The organism is Marinicella marina (assembly GCF_030065545.1).
GTDB classification, from domain to species: Bacteria; Pseudomonadota; Gammaproteobacteria; order Xanthomonadales; family Marinicellaceae; genus Marinicella; species Marinicella marina.
Genome location: NZ_JASJNC010000003.1, coordinates 300,215 through 318,339, shown reverse-complemented (window position 1 = coordinate 318,339; position 18,125 = coordinate 300,215). Strand labels below are relative to the sequence as shown.

Genomic DNA, 18,125 nt, shown 5'->3' with positions numbered 1-18,125 from the left:
GTGTCGTTATGTTGTGGAATTAAGGGTTGAATCTGTATATGCGGTGAAAACACCCTATTCGGATATAAAATCTCAGGAAATTTGGGGTTAAATTTCCTGAGATTTTGAACTGACAGTTTTTGCAGGTTTGATAATTCTCTTCATATGTACAAATAATCCAAAAAGCCGCTGATCAAGACGTGGACTTTGGCCGCGGCTTTGGGGGCGTATTCCAGGGTTTGTTCGTGGCTCAGGCGCACGTCTTCCATGCCAGCGCCGTAGTTGGTGATGATGGAAAGGGCGGCGACTTTCATGTCGTGGTACCGGGCCAATATGGTTTCAGGTACGGTGGACATGCCCACCGCATCGGCGCCCATCATGCGGATGGCGCGAATTTCAGCCGGGGTTTCAAACTGCGGTCCGACCATCCAGGCATAAACCCCTTGGGCCAGATGGATGTTATTTTTTTCAGCCACTTGACGCAGTTGGTAGCGGTATTGGGCATCGTAGGCTTTGCTCATGCTGACAAAGCGGTTGTTGTCGGCCACTCCAAACAGCGGTGACTGGCCAGTGAAATTGATGTAGTCTTTTATCATCATCACCGAACCAGGTGCGGCGTTGAGCAGAGAACCGGCGGCATTGGTCAGAATCAGGGTTTCAACACCCAGTCCTTTGAGGGTCGCAATCACCGGTGCCATGGCACTGGCATCACCTTGTTCGTAAAAGTGAATGCGACCATTGAGGATAATCAGCGGATGACCATTCATTAGCGTCAGCAACACTGAACCGGAATGGCCTGCCACACCGGTTTCAGGAAAGCCGGGGATGTCGCTGTATGAAATTTCAGCCAAAACCTCAGCTTGTTCAGTGACTGTGCCCAAACCTGAACCCAAAATCATGGCCACTTTGGCTGTAAAAGGCTTGGGCAATAAACTTTGAATGCCTTTGATGAAATCAACGGATTTTTGTACCGTGCTTGGCTCGTTCATATTATTCGCCATAAGGAGTCCAAATGTTTTTGACTTGAGTGGCTTGGCGCAGGAAGTTTTGGCCTTGGCCTTGTTTCATCCAGTCCCTGACAGTGGTTTCGGTCCAAGTGCGTTTCAGATTGGTGGCCGATTCGTGTTCAACGGTTTCAGCCAGATCGCCAAAGTGCCACACCGCATCAACATTCATGTGACCGGCCAAAGGTTTGACCAGTTCAGCTTGCTCGCCACTGATTATGTTGACGGTGCCAGCTGGTACGTCTGAAGTGTTCAAAACTTGGTAAAAATCCAAGGCCGGTAATGGATAGGTTTCCGAGGCCGTCATCACCACGCGATTACCCATGGCCATGGCCGGCGCCAGCAATGAAATGAAACTGAGTAAGGGCGCGTCATCTGGACATTGGATACCAATGACACCAATCGGTTCATGCATGGCCATGGCCACGCCGCGCATCGGCACACCATGGACTTGGCCATCGTATTTATCACACCAAGCGGCATAATAATTGATGCGCTGGATGCTGCTCTCTACTTCAAGTTCTGCCTGTTTCTTGCTGTGTCCAAAAGCCTGTAATCGCGCGCTGAACTCTGCGGCGCGGTAGGACAAGTTCTCAGCCATGAAGTACATCACCTGCTGCCTTTGGTAGGCATTCATTTGCGACCAAGCCTTACTGCTCGCAGCGGCCTCAACGGCATTTCTGATGTCTTTGCGGTTTCCCAGACCCACATGGGTGATGATGTCACCGCGATGATCATGCACCGGATAAGTGTAGCCACCATCCGGACGGGTTTGTTTGCCACCTATGTACATTTTAGGGGTTTTATCCATACCCTCAACGGGTGTGAGCTTGGCTTTTGTTTTCGCCTTAGTGGTCATTTTTTTGCTGTTGGCTGTTTTGTCTTGTAAGTATTCATACAAGCCTTCTTTACCGCCTTCACGACCAAAGCCGGATTCTTTGACGCCACCAAAGCCAGCGGCAGCATCGAATTGATTGGTGCAATTGATCCACACCACACCAGCTTGTACCAATGGTGCCAAGTGCATCGCCATGTTGATGTTTTCACTCCAAATACTGGCAGCCAAGCCATAGCGACTGTTGTTTGCCAGAGCCACTGCCTCATCAGGTGTGCGGAAGGTCATTGATACCAGTACAGGGCCAAAGATTTCATCTTGGACCACCTGATCAGAAGGTGATACGTCAGTTAATAAGGTGGGCGGATAAAAGCAGCCGTTTTTCGGTAGTTTTGCATCAGACTGATTCAAGCAAGCGCCGGCATCAACGCCAGCTTGCACTAAGGTAGCGATTTTTTGTTGTTGTCTGGGGTCGATGATGGCGCCCATATCAATAGACTTATCCAACGGGTCCCCGATGCGTAATTTGTGCATGCGAGCTATGAGCTTTTTATGAAAGCGATCAGCCACGGCTTCCTGCACCAAGAGGCGAGAACCGGCACAACAAACCTGCCCTTGGTTGAACCAAATGGCATCGACCACACCTTCTACCGCGGCATCCAAATCGGCATCATTACAGACAATAAAGGCTGATTTACCACCCAGTTCCAGAGACAGTTTTTTACCGCTGCCGGCGGTGGCTTGTCTGATCCAGCGGCCCACAGCAGTGGAACCAGTGAAAGCAATTTTCTTAATACCTGGGTGTTCAACAATCAACTGACCGGTTTTACCGTCACCAGTGACCACATTGACCACGCCTTTTGGCAGGCCTGCTTGTTGGCAAATTTCCGCAAACAACAACGCCGTTAGTGAGGTGAATTCAGCCGGTTTGATCACCACGGTGTTGCCAGTGGCTATGGCTGGGGCAATTTTCCAGGCCAACATCAACAGCGGGAAATTCCATGGAATCACTTGTCCCACCACTCCAATAGCTTGGTGATCTGGCATTTCAGTATCCAGCAGTTGGGCCCAGCCCGCATGGTGGTAAAAATGACGCACTGCCAAAGGCACATCAATATCGCGGGACTCACGGATGGGTTTGCCGTTATCCAGCGTCTCTAACACCGCAAACAAGCGTGCGTTTTTTTGCAGTAAACGCGCGATGGCATACAAGTACTGCGCGCGCTCATGGCCAGAGGTGGCTTGCCATTTGGATTGCGCCTCAGCCGCCGCTTGCACCGCTTTATCCACAGTTTTTTTGTCGGCTTGGGCGACTTTGGCCAGCGCCTTGCCGGTGGCCGGGTTGTTGCTGTCAAAATGACCACCTTTGCGACTTGGGCCTTTGACCCATTCACCACCGATAAAATGGCCGAACTTGTTGTTGTGCTGAGCCAGCCAATCAAGAGCTGTATCAGGTGATTCAGGTGCTTTGCCGTAGTCCATGTTATTGAATATGTCTTTGATGTTCATGATAGTTAACCCATTGCGTGGCGATGAGCCGCTGAATAATGTCCACTGACCTGGTGTTCTAATTGGCGTTCAATGTCACCCAGTAAACTGGATGCACCAAAACGAAACAAGTCGGGTTGAAGCCAATCATTGCCTAATTCTTCTTTCATCATAGATAAATACACCAGGGCTTCTTTGGCTTTACTGATGCCGCCAGCCGGTTTGTAGCCGATTTGATAGCCAGTGCGTTCATGGTATTCGCGTATTTGTCTGATCATGGTGAGTGAAACGGGCAGGGTGGCGTTGACTGATTCTTTACCGGTGGAGGTCTTGATGAAATCAGCGCCGGCCATCATGCACACCATGGAGGCCTTGGCTACATTTCGCAGGGTGCTGATTTCACCGGTGGCTAAAATGGTTTTCATGTGCGCCTCACCACAAGCTTCGCGGTAGGCTTTGACTTCGTCATAAAGGGCTTGCCAGTTCTCCGCAAAGACATGTTTGCGGGTGATGACGATGTCTATTTCGTCGGCACCTGCTTTGACTGACTCCTTGATTTCTTGCACCTTCAAGTGCAAGGGAGATAAGCCGGCAGGGAAACCAGTTGATACCGCGGCCAAATGTATGCCTGTGCCCGCCAGTTCTTTAGCAGCTGTTGCTAACATGTCATGATAGACACAAATTGCACCCGTGGTGATGTGCATGTCAGCGATGCCCAATGCATCAATCAAATCATGGCGCAATGGATGCTTGCCTTTGGCACACAATCGTTTCACCCGCTGTTCGGTGTCATCACCAGCCAGGGTGGTCAGATCAATCAAGGTGATGGCTTTGAGTAACCAAGCCACCTGGTTTTGTTTTTTGACACTGCGTCGCGTACCTAAGGTTGCCGCGCGCCGTTCAATGGCACTTTTATTGAGCTGAATCGATTCAATCCAATCTAAATTCAGCGCCATGCCTGGATTTCTTTTGATAGTCATGTTGGGTATTTTAACCTAATTTATGCAGTTCAATGAATTAAGGGTTTTTGCTGAGTGATTTGATCAGTGTCTGTTGTTCAGGACACAACTCAAAAAGCTGACTTTCCTGTGCTATTTCAAAATCGGCGAACTCGAAGCCCGGCGCCACGGTACAGCCAACCAGCGCAAAACCATTGCTTTCATTGACACTGGCAGCGAACCAATCACCGGCCTTAACCATTTGTTGAAACGCTTGATTCGTTGAGGGTTCATTGCCCAATTGTAAATTATGGTAGTTACCTGCTTGACTGATAACATGGATGGTCAACGCACTGTTACCGGTGTAAAAATGCCACAGTTCATCTTGTTTGATGCGATGGAAAGCGGAAAAGTCAGGCGCTTCGAGTAAGTAATAAATGGCGGTTGAAAAACAGTGGTCTTGCGTGAAGCGTTCAGGTAAATTGCCAGCTGTCATAGATTCTTGACAGCGGTAAGTTTCATTGAAGTAGCCACCCTCTGGGTGTGGCTGCAGCTTAAGCTGCTTGATCCAATACTGGGCAGACTTCATGACAACTGTTCCAGACTCCATCTGGGATAGGCTTTGATTAAGTTGTGGGGTTTGATGTCTTTGTGTTGAAACCGCATGGCCCCAGCCACCGCAATCATGGCGCCGTTGTCGGTGCAGTATTTCATCGATGGAAAAAATGATTTAAAGTGGTGTACTTCACCCATTTGAGCCAAAGTTTCTCGCAACGAAGTGTTGGCGCTGACACCGCCGGAAACCACCAGTTGCTGGTGGCCAGTTTGTTCGATGGCACGCAGGCATTTTTTTGCTAAGGTTTCAATCACTGCCGCTTGAAAGCTGGCAGCCACATCGGCTTGTAGTTGATTTTTTTCAGCATCATTGCTGCACGTAACAATATGTTTTTCCCAAGTCATGCGTGTGGCAGTTTTTAAGCCAGAAAAACTGAAATCCAAACCGGGACGATTGAGCATGGGTCTTGGGAATTTAAAACGTTTTTCATCACCTTGTTCAGCCAGTGCTGCGATGTAACGACCGCCTGGGTAAGGCAAACCCAATAATTTGGCGGTTTTGTCAAAGGCTTCGCCTGCTGCATCATCCAATGTATCGCCGAGGATTTTATAGCTGCCCAGTGCTTGTACATCAACCAACAGCGTGTGCCCACCTGATACCAATAGACATAAAAAAGGGAATTCGGGTTTGTCGTCCTCTAACAAGGGTGCCAATAGATGGCCTTCCATATGGTGTACCTCTACAGCTGGTTTATCCAATGCCCAAGCAATGGATTTACCGACACATGCACCCACCAAAAGTGCACCCACCAAGCCCGGTCCTGCGGTGTAGGCCACAGCATCAAGGTCTTTTAAAGTCAATCCAGCCTCGTCACAGGTTTGTTGAATCAAGGGCACAATTTTACGCACATGATCACGTGAAGCCAGTTCTGGTACCACACCACCATATTGGGCGTGTAGTTCAATTTGACTGTATAGTTGGTCGGCAATTAAGCCAGCTTTGGTGTCATAAATGGCAATGCCAGTTTCATCACAAGAAGATTCTATGCCAAGTATTTTCAAGACTTTTCCCAGTAAGTCACCACTTCATCCAGTTCTGGACGCTGGCGATCAGCTGGTTTTTCATCGCAGCTACCGATGTATAAGTATCCTGCAATGAACTCATCATCGGACAAACCAACTGCTTTCAATGCTGCTTTATCCAGGCATGACCAGCCAGTGACCCATTGGCTGACATAGCCCAGTGATGCAGCGGCGATGTTGATGTTTTGGCACACCGCACCAGCAGATAAGATTTGTTCTTCTATTGGAGTTTTGTGTTCAACTGGAGAGGCCACCACCGCAATCACCAAAGGTGCGCGCATAAAGCATTGTTTTTCAATGTCGACCTGAATTTCCTTCATGGCCTCTTTCTGCGCTTTTACTTGGGCCAATGTTTCACCAAAGACTCGGCGTGCATCGCCTTGTAATACCAACAAGCGCCAAGGTTTTAGTTTGCGGTGGTCAGGTACCCGCGTAGCGATGGTAAGGATGGTTTCAAGGTCATCGGATGAGGGACCGGGTTCGGTCATATTTTTGATCAGCACCGAACGGCGATTGAGCATAAATTGAGTGATGGCGTGGTTATTTTCTTGGGTCATGAGATAAACGATGTTCTATAAGCAGTTGTTTGCAGGTATTATAAGGTATGAGGCTGATGCGATGAAACCCATCGTTTGAAAGCCAACAGCAAAATAATTTGAAAGCAAATACCATGAAAACAAAAACTAGTAGCTGCCAATGTGGCCATGTTCAATTTGACGTCAATACAAAGCCCAGATTGAGAATGCTTTGTCACTGCACCATCTGCCAAAAATTCAATCAAGCCAGTCATGCGGATGTTTTGGTGTTCAATACCCGTGATATCACCACTCCCAGCAGTGATTATGTGGTTTTTAAAACATACAAAGCACCGCCTAATGTCAAGCGCGGCAGTTGCGTTAAATGTGGCCAGGCAGCCATTGAGACATTCAGTTTTCCTTTGCTGCCAAAATTAACCATGGTGCCTGCAGCCATGTTTGCAGCCGATGCTGATTTACCAGATCCTGATGCACATATGTTTTATGACAAACGAGTGGCTGATGTTGATGATGAGCTGCCCAAGCACCAGGGGTTTATTAAAAGTCAGTTGGCCTTTTTTAAACACCTGTGGTTTTAAACGAGTTGATTTAATCAGTATTTAGTTTTATCAATTTTATCAGCCCATGCTTGAAACACAGCAATGGCCTCATTTTGGGCGATTTGTTGAAACGGAATGGTTCTTGCATGTATGGGTGCATCGATTTCATCGTAAATGAATTGATCATCAAAGGCGATGGCCGCTGCATCGACTTTGTCACAGCCATAGTAAACGGCTTCAGGGCGGGCCCAATAAATCGCGCCCAAGCACATTGGGCAGGGTTCACAAGAGGTGTAAATCACACAGCCCTCAAGTTGGAATGAACCGAGTTGTTCACAGGCAATTCGAATGGCGGTCACTTCGGCATGCGCGGTTGGGTCGTTGGTTGAAGTGACTTTGTTCCAACCCTCTGCAATGATTTCGTTGTCTTTGACAATCACACAACCAAAAGGTCCACCGGCGCCGCTTTCCATGCCGCTGCGAGCCAGATCTATGGCTCGCTGCATGTATGTTTCGTGTTTGTTATCCATGCTGGCTATTGTAAAACAAAAACCAGTTTTAGCTGCTTATTTGTTGTTGTTCTCTGGCCAAATTCTTCGCCACTGTTTCAGGTGAACTGGTGTTTCGGGCCAATAAGCTGTAGGCAACAGGTACGATAAATAGAGTGAATAGGGTGGCGGCCACCACGCCAAAGAGAATCACCGTACCGATAACCACACGGGTTTCAGCGCCAGCACCACTGGCTATCAGCAGTGGAATCGAGCCGGCGATGGTGGTCAAGCCAGTCATCACGATGGGTCTGAATCTGACTTTTGATGCCATCAAAGTGGCGCGGTTAAAGTTGTATCCCATGTCGCGGATTTGGTTGGCAAATTCAACAATCAAAATACCATTTTTGGTGGCCAGACCAATTAATATGATCAGGCCAATTTGCGAATAAATATTAATCGAGCCACCCATTAAAAATAGGCCCAGTAAACCGCCGCCCATGGCCAAAGGCACAGTGAACATGATGACGAAGGGGTGCACATAACTTTCGAATTGAGCCGCCAATACCAAGAATACCACCAACAAGCCCAAGGCAAATACGAAAATGATTGAATTGCCTGATTCGATGAAATCTCGGGTTTGGCCTTTGTAATCGGTGATGGCATAGTCAGGTAAATGGTCATCTACCAACTGTTCTAAGTGTTGCAAGGCATCACCCAAAGCCAAATCATCGGTTAAGTTGGCCTCTAGGGTGATGGAGCGTACGCGGTTGTAACGGGTGAGGTTATCCGCTGCACCGTACTCTTTGATGCTGATAAAACTGGACAGTGGAATCAATTCACCAGAGCGTTGTGAGCGCACATAAATGTTTTCAATGTCACTGAAGTTGTTTTGTTGTTCACGTTCACCTTCCATGATCACATCGTACTCTTCACCATTTTCAATGTAGGTGGTGACGTTGCGTCCTGAGAGCATGGTTTGTAGGGTGCGGCCTATTTCATTGATGCGCACGCCTAGATCGGCGGCGGCATCGTAATCTACATCGAAATCAATTTGTGGTCTGGTTTCTTTGTAGCCACTGTCCAGGCCGGTGAAGCCGGGGTTGTTTTGATTAATCTTGTCAAAGATGATGTCACGCCATTCTGCCAACTCGGCATAATCGGCTCCGCCCAAAACAAATTGAATGGGTTTGCCGGTGCCGCCGCCCAAGCCCTGACGCATGATGGGGAAGGCCCGCACGCCGGGTAAATCAGACAGGCCTTCGCGCACTTCATTCATCACAGTAAAGGCCGAACGCCTTTCATCCCATGGGTTCATGATGGCGATGATGATGCCTGAGTTAAAGGATGAAATGTTACCAAAAGAACGTGGTGATCGCACCAACAGCCGCCTGAGTTCGCCATTGTCGATGTACTTCATCATGCGACCTTCGATTTCGGTCATGTACTCTTCCATGTACTCGTAAGTGGCACCCTCAGGTCCATTGACGCTGACAAAGAATGCACCACGATCTTCTTTGGGGGTGAACTCTTGGTTGATTTTAGGGTATAAAAACGCCGTGCCAGCAATCAACACAAAGAAAAGGATGACAGTGGTTATCGGTTTGCGCATGGCCTTAACCAGTAACTTGACGTATTTATCGCGGGTTGATTTGATGATGCTGTTGGTGGCTTTGAGGATTTTACCTGGGTTGTTATTGGGTTTGAGTAATTTCGAGGCCAGCATGGGTGACAGCGTCAGTGCCACCAGCGATGAAAAAGTTACGGCTGCAGCTATCGTCAGTGAGAACTCTGTAAACAACCTACCAATGTCGCCTTGTAGGAAAGTAATGGGGACGAACACTGCCACCAGCACCAAAGTGGTTGCAACCACGGCAAAACCCACTTGTCTGGCACCGCGATAAGCAGCCACCAGCGGCGTTTCACCTTTTTCTTGCATGCGCCTGACAATGTTTTCTAACATCACAATGGCATCATCGACCACCAAACCGATGGCCAACACCAGGGCCAGTAGGGTCAATAAGTTGATCGAAAATCCCAAAGCATTAATAACAATGAATGTAGCAATGATTGAAACTGGCACCGTCACCGCTGGAATCAGCATGGCGCGCCAGTTACCTAAAAACATGAAGATGACAAAAACCACAAACCCGATGGCCACAAACAAAGTAAAGTAGACTTCTTTGATGGCCTCTTCTATGAAAATGGATGCATCATAACTTTGTTCAATCGACATACCTTCAGGTAGGTTTTGATTGAGCTTGGCGGTTAAAGCTTTGACCGCGCGGGCCACTTCAATGCTGTTGGCGGTGGATTGTTTCACCACCCCAATGCCCACCATGGGAACGCCATTACCGCGGAATAGAGTGCGGTCTTCAACCAAGCCCAGCTCGACCCGAGCCACATCGCCTAACCTGACCAAATAGCCGTTGTCGCCCTCAGCCAATACCAAGCTGGTAAAATCCTCTGGGGTATTGAAATTACGGCTGATACGCGCTTTGAACAGACGTTGGTCGGATTCAATACTACCAGCCGGTAGTTCGATGTTTTCTGCGCGTAAGGCCTGCTCTACATCGGCCACACTCAAATTTCTGGCGGCCAATGACATGCGGTCTAACCAAATTCGCATGGCATAACTTAATCCGCCACCGACCCTGACCCGCGCCACGCCATCTAAAGTTGAATATTGATCAACCAAATAGCGATCGGCATAGTCAGTGATTTCAGGCACTGACAATTCGCTGCTGGCCAAGTTTTGCCAAATAACAATGTCATTGCTGCTGTCAACTTTTTGTACTTCTGGTGGCTCGGCTTCCTCTGGCAAGTTGTCTTGCACACCAGCGATGCGGTCTCGTACGTCATTGGCAGCGGCATCGATGTCACGATTGATTGAAAACTCGATGGTGACATTGGATTCACCATCACTGGATGAAGACTCGATGAATTCAATGCCCTCGATGCCTGAAATGCGTTCTTCAATGATTTCAGTCACCCGGGTTTCAACCACATTGGCTGGGGCGCCGGGGTAGTTGACTTCGACAGTCACCACCGGTGGGTCGATGTCTGGGTACTCACGCAGTGATAAGCGTTCAAAAGCCACCAAACCAAATGCAATCAGCAGCAATGAAATGACTGAAGCGAATACCGGCCGCTTAACCGAAACATCAGAAATGATCATGGTTTATGTGTCTTTTTCGGTGCGATTTGATCTTTGGGCCAACAATTCCGATAATGTTTCATTGCCTTTTTTCTGCGCAATGACTTCAACAGCGCTGCCGTTTTGTATCCTCAATGTGCCATGGATAATCACTTCGTCACCTGCTGATATGCCGCTGAGTACTTCAATTTTGCCGTTGTAACGGTTGCCCGGTTTGATTGGGGTTTGTCTGACAATGCTTTTACCATTGGTGTGATCCACCACAAACACAGTTTGAGTGGTACCAGCTGAGGTCACAGCTTCTTCTGGAATCAGCAATGACTGGCGTGGTTGGGTCAATAATTTAATTCGCATCAATTGGCCTGGTTTTAAAAGGTCATCATCATTGGGTACGATGGCGCGAACTTGAACTGATCGTGTGTTGGGGTTGATGCGGCTGTCAATGTGGGCAATTTCACCAATAAACTCGCGATCCGGATAAGCTTGAGTGCTGGCATCGATTTTGATGCCTTTTTGCAGGGCTGCTAAGTGACGTTCTGGTACTGAAAAATCCATTTTCATGATTTGGGTGTCATCCAAGGTAGCTAACACAGTGCCGGGTTGTGCCAAGGTGCCCACACTGATGTCTAATAACCCCATCACGCCATCAAATGGTGCGGTGATGCGCCGTTTATCGATTTGTGATTGGATGCCTTTTATTCTGGCCTCAGAAACACTGACAATGCTTTTTTGATTATCCAGGGCACTTTTAGAGGTGGCATTCTGTGCTGCCAGTGGTTGCAGACGCTTAACTTGTCTTTTCGCTTCGCCTAATCGGGCTTGTTCTTCTTGTAACAGTGCATCCTCGTCAGAGGTATCCATTGAAATCAGTAAATCACCTTTTTCGACGGTTTGACCGTCGGAAAAATGCACTTCGGTTACCAGTTCAGTGACTGTTGGGGTGATGGAGATGCTGTCGTTGGCTTTTAGTGTACCCAAAGCTTCGACAACATTGGCAAAATCTTCAAGCCCTGCCGATGCGGTAATCACTGGTACCAAGTTATCTGAATTGTTTTGTGCTGTTGACAGTCCTGAGCTGAGCAAGACCCACACCATGCCAATTATTTTCAATGCTTTCATGTTTTATCAACTGTCTGAGATTCACGAAGTGTAGTTACAGGGATGTGGTTAAGAGGTGAATAATCACAAATAGTTTGATTGTTTTTATGAAATGTTTTATTCGGAAAAATTGAAACAACAAAACCTTAACGTTTTGGCTATAATAATGAATGATTAAAAAGAGTGGGATTATATGACAATAACAATTGGCTTTTTAAAAGAGCGCAATGACGATGAAAAGCGGGTGGCATTGGTGCCAGAAACCGCAGAAAAAATTCTCAAATTGGGTTGGCAGATTTTGTTTGAACCTGATGCAGGTGAATCAGCTGGATTCCCTAACGAAGCTTATCCTGAGATGTGTCAAATGGCCAAAAAACGCAGCGATGTGCTTAACGCGGCAGATATTCTGGTGGGTGTAGATGCGTTATCAAACGAGGACATGGAAGATTTAAAAAATAATTCTGTGGTTGTTGGAATGGTTTCCCCCTACCAAGATCAAGCACGTTTTACACAGGCCGCTGAAAAAGATGTCACAGTGTTCTCGATGGAACTGATTCCCAGAACCACCCGTGCTCAAGCGATGGATGTATTATCGTCTCAAGCTTCAGTGGCGGGCTATAAAGCAGTTCTGTTAGCGGCATCTGAAGCCCCCCGATTTTTCCCCATGCTGACCACCGCAGCAGGTACCATTAGGCCCGCTTCGGTGTTGGTGATTGGTGCAGGTGTTGCGGGCTTACAAGCGATGGCAACAGCCAGACGATTGGGTGCCAATGTCACAGGTTACGATGTCAGGCCAGAAACAGTAGAACAAGTTAAGTCGCTGGGTGCTAAATTTTTAGATTTGGGTGTGGAGGCCGTTGGTGAGGGAGGCTATGCCCGTGCCCTGACTGATGAAGAAAAACAAACCCAACAACAAAACTTGGCAAAACACCTAACTTCAGTGGATGTGTTAATTACCACGGCAGCTGTACCTGGTAGGCCCGCCCCACGCATCATCACTGCTCAGATGGTCAATGACATGAAGCCAGGCAGTGTGATTGTTGATTTGGGCGCTGAAGGGGGTGGTAACTGCGAACCCACTGAAGCAGGTGTGACCAAGGTGGTTAACAACGTCAAAGTAATTGGACCCAAGAATTTATCTGCTACAGTGCCCTTACATGCCAGTGAGATGTATTCACGCAATGTGTGGAACTTATTGTCATTGATGCATGCTGAGGGTGAATTTAAATTAGACTGGGAAGATGATATTTTAGCAGGCTGCGTGGTCACTAAAGGTGGTGAAGTGGTTCATCCAGCAGTGGTTGGAGAAAAAGGTGGAGAACAATCATGATTGACGGTTTTATAGCTTTGTATATATTCGCTCTGGCAGCGATTTTGGGGTTTGAAATCATTTCAAAAGTACCGGTGGTATTACATACGCCTCTGATGTCTGGATCAAACTTCATTCACGGCATTGTTCTGGTGGGAGCGATGATTGCTTTGGGCCATGCCGACACCACTTTGGAAAAAGTCTTCGGTTTCATTGCGGTATTCTTAGGTGCTGGTAATGCAGCTGGTGGTTATGTGGTCACCGAACGGATGCTTGAGATGTTCAAACCCAGAGTGAAGAAGCAGGCTGATGAGGGAGATAAATAATGGAATTCATCAATGAATATTTACCTTATGTCATTAAAAGCTCATATTTCTTAGCTGCCATCTTATTCATCACTGGTTTGCGACGCATGAGTGCGCCAGGGACTGCTCGGGGCGGTATTGTTTGGGCTGGTTGGGGCATGTTGATAGCGACAATTGCCACCTTCCTGTTACCTGATATGCACAACATGGTGTTGATCATTGCGGCACTGGTATCATCCACGGTACTGGCTTGGATCAGTGGCAAAAAAGTAGCCATGACCGATATGCCGCAAATGGTGGCACTTTATAACGGTATGGGTGGTGGCTCTGCTGCCTTCATTGGTGCCATGGCCTTATTCAATGCCGTTGATCATTTGGGTGGCTGTCAGGCAGGAATCATTGTCGATACCCCGACCACACATGATTGTCTGGCTGGTGTCAGTATGATATTTGCCATAGTGGGTGTCTACATTGGTGCCATATCTTTAAGTGGTTCCTTGGTGGCATTTGCAAAACTGCAAGGTTGGCTTGATCGAAGGTTCACCTTCCCAGGGCAAAACTTTTTCAACGGCATAGTGGGTATTGGTACCTTATTATTGGGCCTTTACCTGACGCAAGATTTGAATCCAAACTACATCTGGATTTTCTTTGGCTTGTCTTTGCTACTTGGCCTATTAATGACGTTACCCATTGGTGGTGCCGACATGCCAGTGGTGATTTCTTTGTACAACGCATTCACCGGCTTGGCGGTTTCATTCGAGGGCTTTGTGCTACAAAACGAAGCGATGATCATCGCCGGTATGTTGGTCGGTGCGGCGGGTACCATGCTTACCCAACACATGGCCAAAGCGATGAATCGCTCCTTGGGTTCAGTGTTGTTCGGTTCCATGGGTGGTTCTGGTGGCGCAGCGATTGATGGTGAGATGAAGGAGATTGAGGCCCAAGATGCAGCCATTCAAATGGCCTTCGCCGATCGTGTCATCGTGATCCCAGGTTACGGTTTGGCCGTGGCGCAAGCCCAGCACAAGTTGTGGGAAATGACTCAACTGTTGTTAGACCGTGGTGTTGATGTGAAATTTGCCATACACCCTGTAGCAGGGCGCATGCCCGGTCACATGAACGTGCTGCTGGCTGAGGCCGGTGTACCTTATGACTTGATTGAGGACATGGAGGACATCAATTCTCAGTTCCCACAAACCGATGTGGCCTTGGTGATTGGCGCCAATGATGTGGTCAATCCAGTGGCCAAGACCGATCCGGAAAGTCCGATTTATGGCATGCCTGTTTTAAATGTCGATGAAGCGAAAAACTCCATCGTAATCAAACGCGGTAAAGGCACCGGTTTTGCGGGTATTCAAAACGCTTTGTTTTTCGCTGAGAACAATAAAATGCTGTATGGAGATGCCCAAGATGCGATTGCCAAGTTGGTTTCTGGCTTGAAGGCTCTGTAGGCTGAACCGAACCAGTCACTGAAAAGCCCTGCATGTCGGGGCTTTTTTATGTGAAGTGGCATAATTTTTTAATGCAAGTTTTAACTACAACCAATCAGCTTGGTTCATCCCAAATTAAACTCTATCCTGAAAACATGTTGGTTGTTGAGGTGCAGGTAATCTAAGGTGGCGTGGTTGTCGTGACACAGTTGTCGACAAATGTGTAAGCCCAGTCCGGTGCCGCGGTTGTGGGTGGTGAAAAAGGGCTCAAATAAATTTTTGATTTTCTTGGCATCAAATGCTTCACCATTGTTGCGGAATTCAATAGTTTGTTCTCTGACAATGATTTGGAGTTCGTTATCAATGCCGTGCTTGATGGCATTCGAGGCCAGATTCCAAACCACTTGTTTGAAATGATCTGGATCAAATTCGATGGTTTTATTATTGGCGCCAATCAATTGTATTTGTTGGCTGTTGGCCAAGCCTTGGTCGATGAGTTGCTTTTTGGTCAGTGACAGGTAGTCTGCAATGTCCAATGTTTCAGGTTCTGCTGTGCGGCGTTTAGACATTTCCAGTATGTCTTCGATGATGTGGTTGGCACGGCGTGTTTGGTTAACAATGATTTCACTGATTTGTTTGTCTTGGTCTTTTAAGTCAGGCGATTCAACCAACAATTCTGCTGCGGTACTGATGGCCGCCAGCGGGTTTCTTATTTCATGCGCGATGGAACTGGATAATTTACCCAGGGATGCCAAGTTCAGTTGTTGGGCCGCCTTTTTTAAATAACTAGAATCTTCAATAAACAACACCCCAAAGTTCTTCTCTTCAGACACCGAAGCTTTCCTTAAGTATAAATCGGAGCCATTGTCTGAGGTGTAAACCGCGCCGTCTTTGTTACTTTCCAAAAAGTCGAGTATCTCTGGAGGAAAGAAAATGATGTCGTCATTATCGAGCAGTTTTTTGGCCGATTGATTGGCATGCAAAATCACGTGGTCGTTTTGGTAAATGATGACGCCATTGGTCAACTTTTCGATAATCACCTGGTTCATGTTTTCCAAACCAGAAATGGTCTTGCGCTGGCTTTTATACAAACTGAGCGTGCTGGTGTAGGATATGGACTGTCTGATACCCAACAGGGCAATGACAAAATAACCCAGAGCATGTAACCATTTACTCGAGTCGGTTACCACTTCTTGATTTGAAAAATCAAGCACCTCAGGCAGTAACCACAATAAAATAGTGGCCAGAGTGGGAGCTAACAATATATTAAATGGGCGCCGATACAACATCGCTGCAGAGCCAATGGCCAGCACCGGAAGGATGGCGACACCTTGTGAAAAGCCATTGGTGGCAAAAGCCAAAAAGATCAAGACCACCAAATCCAAAAACAAAGTCAGTTTGCTGACCCTGATCACCCGTTCTTGTTGGCTGACGTAGGTGATGATCATGATGCTGATGGACAGCATCAAATAGATGTCAATGACGTCGGAAGTGGCTGGATGAAACTCGCTGGAAGGATAAAAATTAGCCACCCAATCATTGTTTAATAAAGCAAAGAAGAACAAACCCGCAAAAAGCCGGAATAAATTCAAATACCTGAGGTTTTTCTTCTCAAGCTGGAATAGTTTTTCTTGATCGTCGTTTCTGATCATCTTTTATCGGTTTTTATTCAGGCACTTGTGAATAACTCAGCACACTGCTTTTAATTTGTTTGGTCCAATACTGTTGTCCTTCGCTGCCTATGACTTCGATTCTTAAACTGCGGTCAGTTCTTGGGCCTGAGAAAGAGAATTTGCAGTAGTTGTGTTTATTAACCAATGAGCCTTTAACCAACCTGGGGTTGTCAAAATCACCACCGGATTTGCTGGAATGGGTGCCGGCTGTCAGCGGTGAACAGGTCATTTCGTAAAGCGGGTATGCGCCGGGTCTGTCTGCTCTGAGCATTTCGCTGTGGTGTTTGTCACCACTTAAAAACATCACACCTGTTATCTTAGCCTCATCCAACCACTCAATGAAAGGGTCGCGTTCATGGCGGTATTTATCCCAACCCTCGTAGGCATGATGATCATTGAGCATCTGGCCACCGCCGACAATGATTTTAAAGGGCGCATAAGAACTGAGTAAACTGTCCTTCAACCAATTCAATTGGGCTTGACCGTAATAAACCTTGTCTGGTCCATCTGGTGCGTTTTCGTGGGACTTGTTGTAGCGGTTATCCAACATGAAAAATTCGATGTCATTGTAACTGACACGGGTGAAAACGCCTTCTTGCTCTGGCATGCCATAACTGGGATTGGCCCAGTAGTTTTTAAATATTTCTAGGGCTTTTTCCTTGTATATAAATTCTGCACCGGAATTGTTAGGGCCAAAGTCGTGGTCATCCCAAGTCGCATAGTTGGCAAATTTTTGGTAGATGGGCTGAAGAAAAGACTGGCTTCTGTCACGCATGATGCGGTGTAAGAGGTTTTGTTCGGCATCAAAATCCACCTCACGGTAATACCAATTATCACCAATCCATAACATCGCATCGGCATCTTCACTGGCGATTTGGCTGAACATCGCCTCATGGCCACTGCCGTAGGGCCTGCCAGGTCGGTCATAGGCTGCTTCGTTGATGAAGTTACAGGAGCCAGCCATGACCGAAAAATCCGGTGGGTCAAAACGCCACTGCCACAACACTTGGGTGGTGAATTCAAAAGGTTCTTTGCGTTTGATTTTTTTACCGTTGATCTCGAAACTGTATTTGTAAGTGGTGCCGGGTTCCAGGTTGGTCAATTTGAATGTGTGAATGTTGCCAAGTGCTTCGTTGACTTTGGCGCTGAATGAGGATTTTTGTTTCGGTTGGCCTTGTTGCCAGTAGGTGATAGCCAGCTCACCTGATTCAGGTGATTGAGCCCAAATATTGGCGCCGCGGATGGCGACATGACCCAGCATCGGGCCAGCCGTTAATTGTTTTGCTGTGGAGATTTGAGATATGAATATCAGGGTTATAAGTAGTGTGGTTCTCATTTTTTTATCTCACTGAGTTAATTGAAAGAATTTCGGTAATCACTGATTGTTTGAATAAGATTATACATATTAAACAGGTGAGAAAGAATACCAATAATTATAGGGTTACTTATTTTAAGGGCATTAAAATGCATGGAAACGCATTGTGTATCTGATTGCATGTGCAAAACTGAGTATTAAAAACAAAGTCAGCCAATTCCTTGTGATTTTTTTGTATCAACCTGGCGTTAATGTTACGGTTTTTAACGGAATCTTCACAAAACCCTTTTACCATACGCCCACATGTGAGAAAATACGCACAGGATTTTTTCAGAGAGGCTTTAAAAGCGCCATTTTTTTCAAACGTTCGTTTAGTTCGGTTGTTCGATTGCG

At 47.1% G+C, this 18,125-nt stretch carries 15 protein-coding genes; 4 read left to right on the top strand and 11 right to left on the bottom strand.

Going from position 1 to position 18,125, the window contains the following annotated elements:
• Nucleotides 1-140 precede the first annotated feature (140 nt).
• Genes QNI24_RS06375 through QNI24_RS06350 form a run of 6 tightly spaced genes read right to left on the bottom strand, consistent with a single transcriptional unit; the run spans nt 141 to nt 6,439 of the window.
• On the bottom strand, nt 141-980 hold the full coding sequence (locus QNI24_RS06375) for a purine-nucleoside phosphorylase (protein WP_283708580.1): 840 nt from the start codon (nt 978-980) through the stop codon (nt 141-143).
• Entirely contained in the window at nt 970-3,327 is a 2,358-nt protein-coding gene (locus QNI24_RS06370) for an aldehyde dehydrogenase family protein (RefSeq protein ID WP_267175308.1), read from the bottom strand. The genes QNI24_RS06375 and QNI24_RS06370 overlap by 11 nt, the downstream gene beginning before the upstream one ends.
• Before the next feature lie 5 nt (nt 3,328-3,332).
• Nucleotides 3,333-4,286: a deoxyribose-phosphate aldolase gene (deoC, locus tag QNI24_RS06365; protein WP_267175309.1), complete on the bottom strand. Its 954-nt coding sequence runs from the start codon at nt 4,284-4,286 to the stop codon at nt 3,333-3,335.
• 37 nt (nt 4,287-4,323) lie between these two features.
• Complete coding sequence (locus tag QNI24_RS06360; RefSeq protein ID WP_267175310.1) at nt 4,324-4,833, bottom strand: cupin domain-containing protein; 510 nt, start codon at nt 4,831-4,833, stop codon at nt 4,324-4,326.
• Nucleotides 4,830-5,861, bottom strand: coding sequence for a tRNA (adenosine(37)-N6)-threonylcarbamoyltransferase complex transferase subunit TsaD (gene tsaD / locus QNI24_RS06355; protein ID WP_267175311.1), 1,032 nt, complete (start codon nt 5,859-5,861; stop codon nt 4,830-4,832). The genes QNI24_RS06360 and tsaD overlap by 4 nt, the downstream gene beginning before the upstream one ends.
• Entirely contained in the window at nt 5,858-6,439 is a 582-nt protein-coding gene (locus tag QNI24_RS06350; RefSeq protein WP_267175312.1) for a nitroreductase family protein, read from the bottom strand. The genes tsaD and QNI24_RS06350 overlap by 4 nt, the downstream gene beginning before the upstream one ends.
• A gap of 113 nt (nt 6,440-6,552) precedes the next feature.
• Here QNI24_RS06350 and QNI24_RS06345 point away from each other — a divergent pair, with 113 nt between their 5' ends.
• Entirely contained in the window at nt 6,553-6,996 is a 444-nt protein-coding gene (locus tag QNI24_RS06345; protein WP_267175313.1) for a GFA family protein, read from the top strand.
• A gap of 14 nt (nt 6,997-7,010) precedes the next feature.
• Here the strand turns inward: QNI24_RS06345 and QNI24_RS06340 are convergent, their stop codons facing one another.
• From QNI24_RS06340 to QNI24_RS06330, 3 genes are read right to left on the bottom strand one after another with little or no spacing between them, the layout of a single operon-like run.
• Nucleotides 7,011-7,487, bottom strand: a complete 477-nt coding sequence (locus QNI24_RS06340) for a nucleoside deaminase (RefSeq protein WP_267175314.1) — start codon at nt 7,485-7,487, stop codon at nt 7,011-7,013.
• 28 nt (nt 7,488-7,515) lie between these two features.
• A complete protein-coding gene (locus tag QNI24_RS06335) occupies nt 7,516-10,623 on the bottom strand; it encodes an efflux RND transporter permease subunit (RefSeq protein ID WP_267175315.1) in 3,108 nt (1,035 codons plus the stop codon).
• Nucleotides 10,624-10,626: 3 nt separating this feature from the next.
• Nucleotides 10,627-11,721 carry an efflux RND transporter periplasmic adaptor subunit gene (locus QNI24_RS06330; RefSeq protein ID WP_267175316.1) on the bottom strand — a complete coding sequence of 365 codons (1,095 nt, stop codon included), beginning with the start codon at nt 11,719-11,721 and terminating at the stop codon, nt 10,627-10,629.
• Between the two features lie 172 nt (nt 11,722-11,893).
• Between QNI24_RS06330 and QNI24_RS06325 the strand changes: the two genes are divergently transcribed.
• The 3 genes from QNI24_RS06325 to QNI24_RS06315 are packed head-to-tail and all read left to right on the top strand — an operon-like array spanning nt 11,894 to nt 14,765.
• Nucleotides 11,894-13,030 (top strand): Re/Si-specific NAD(P)(+) transhydrogenase subunit alpha, encoded by a 1,137-nt coding sequence (locus QNI24_RS06325; protein WP_267175317.1) that lies wholly within the window; start codon nt 11,894-11,896, stop codon nt 13,028-13,030.
• Entirely contained in the window at nt 13,027-13,335 is a 309-nt protein-coding gene (locus tag QNI24_RS06320; protein ID WP_267175318.1) for an NAD(P) transhydrogenase subunit alpha part 2, read from the top strand. The genes QNI24_RS06325 and QNI24_RS06320 overlap by 4 nt, the downstream gene beginning before the upstream one ends.
• The gene (locus QNI24_RS06315; RefSeq protein ID WP_267175319.1) at nt 13,335-14,765 is read left to right on the top strand and encodes an NAD(P)(+) transhydrogenase (Re/Si-specific) subunit beta; all 1,431 of its coding nucleotides are present in this window, start codon (nt 13,335-13,337) and stop codon (nt 14,763-14,765) included. Before QNI24_RS06320 ends, QNI24_RS06315 begins: the two co-directional genes overlap by 1 nt.
• Nucleotides 14,766-14,869: 104 nt before the next feature.
• On the opposite strand, the gene QNI24_RS06310 is transcribed toward QNI24_RS06315, so the two are convergent.
• The gene (locus QNI24_RS06310; RefSeq protein ID WP_267175320.1) at nt 14,870-16,396 is read right to left on the bottom strand and encodes a sensor histidine kinase; all 1,527 of its coding nucleotides are present in this window, start codon (nt 16,394-16,396) and stop codon (nt 14,870-14,872) included.
• Nucleotides 16,397-16,409: 13 nt separating this feature from the next.
• A complete protein-coding gene (locus QNI24_RS06305) occupies nt 16,410-17,753 on the bottom strand; it encodes an alkaline phosphatase D family protein (RefSeq protein WP_267175321.1) in 1,344 nt (447 codons plus the stop codon).
• Between the last annotated feature and the right edge of the window lie 372 nt (nt 17,754-18,125).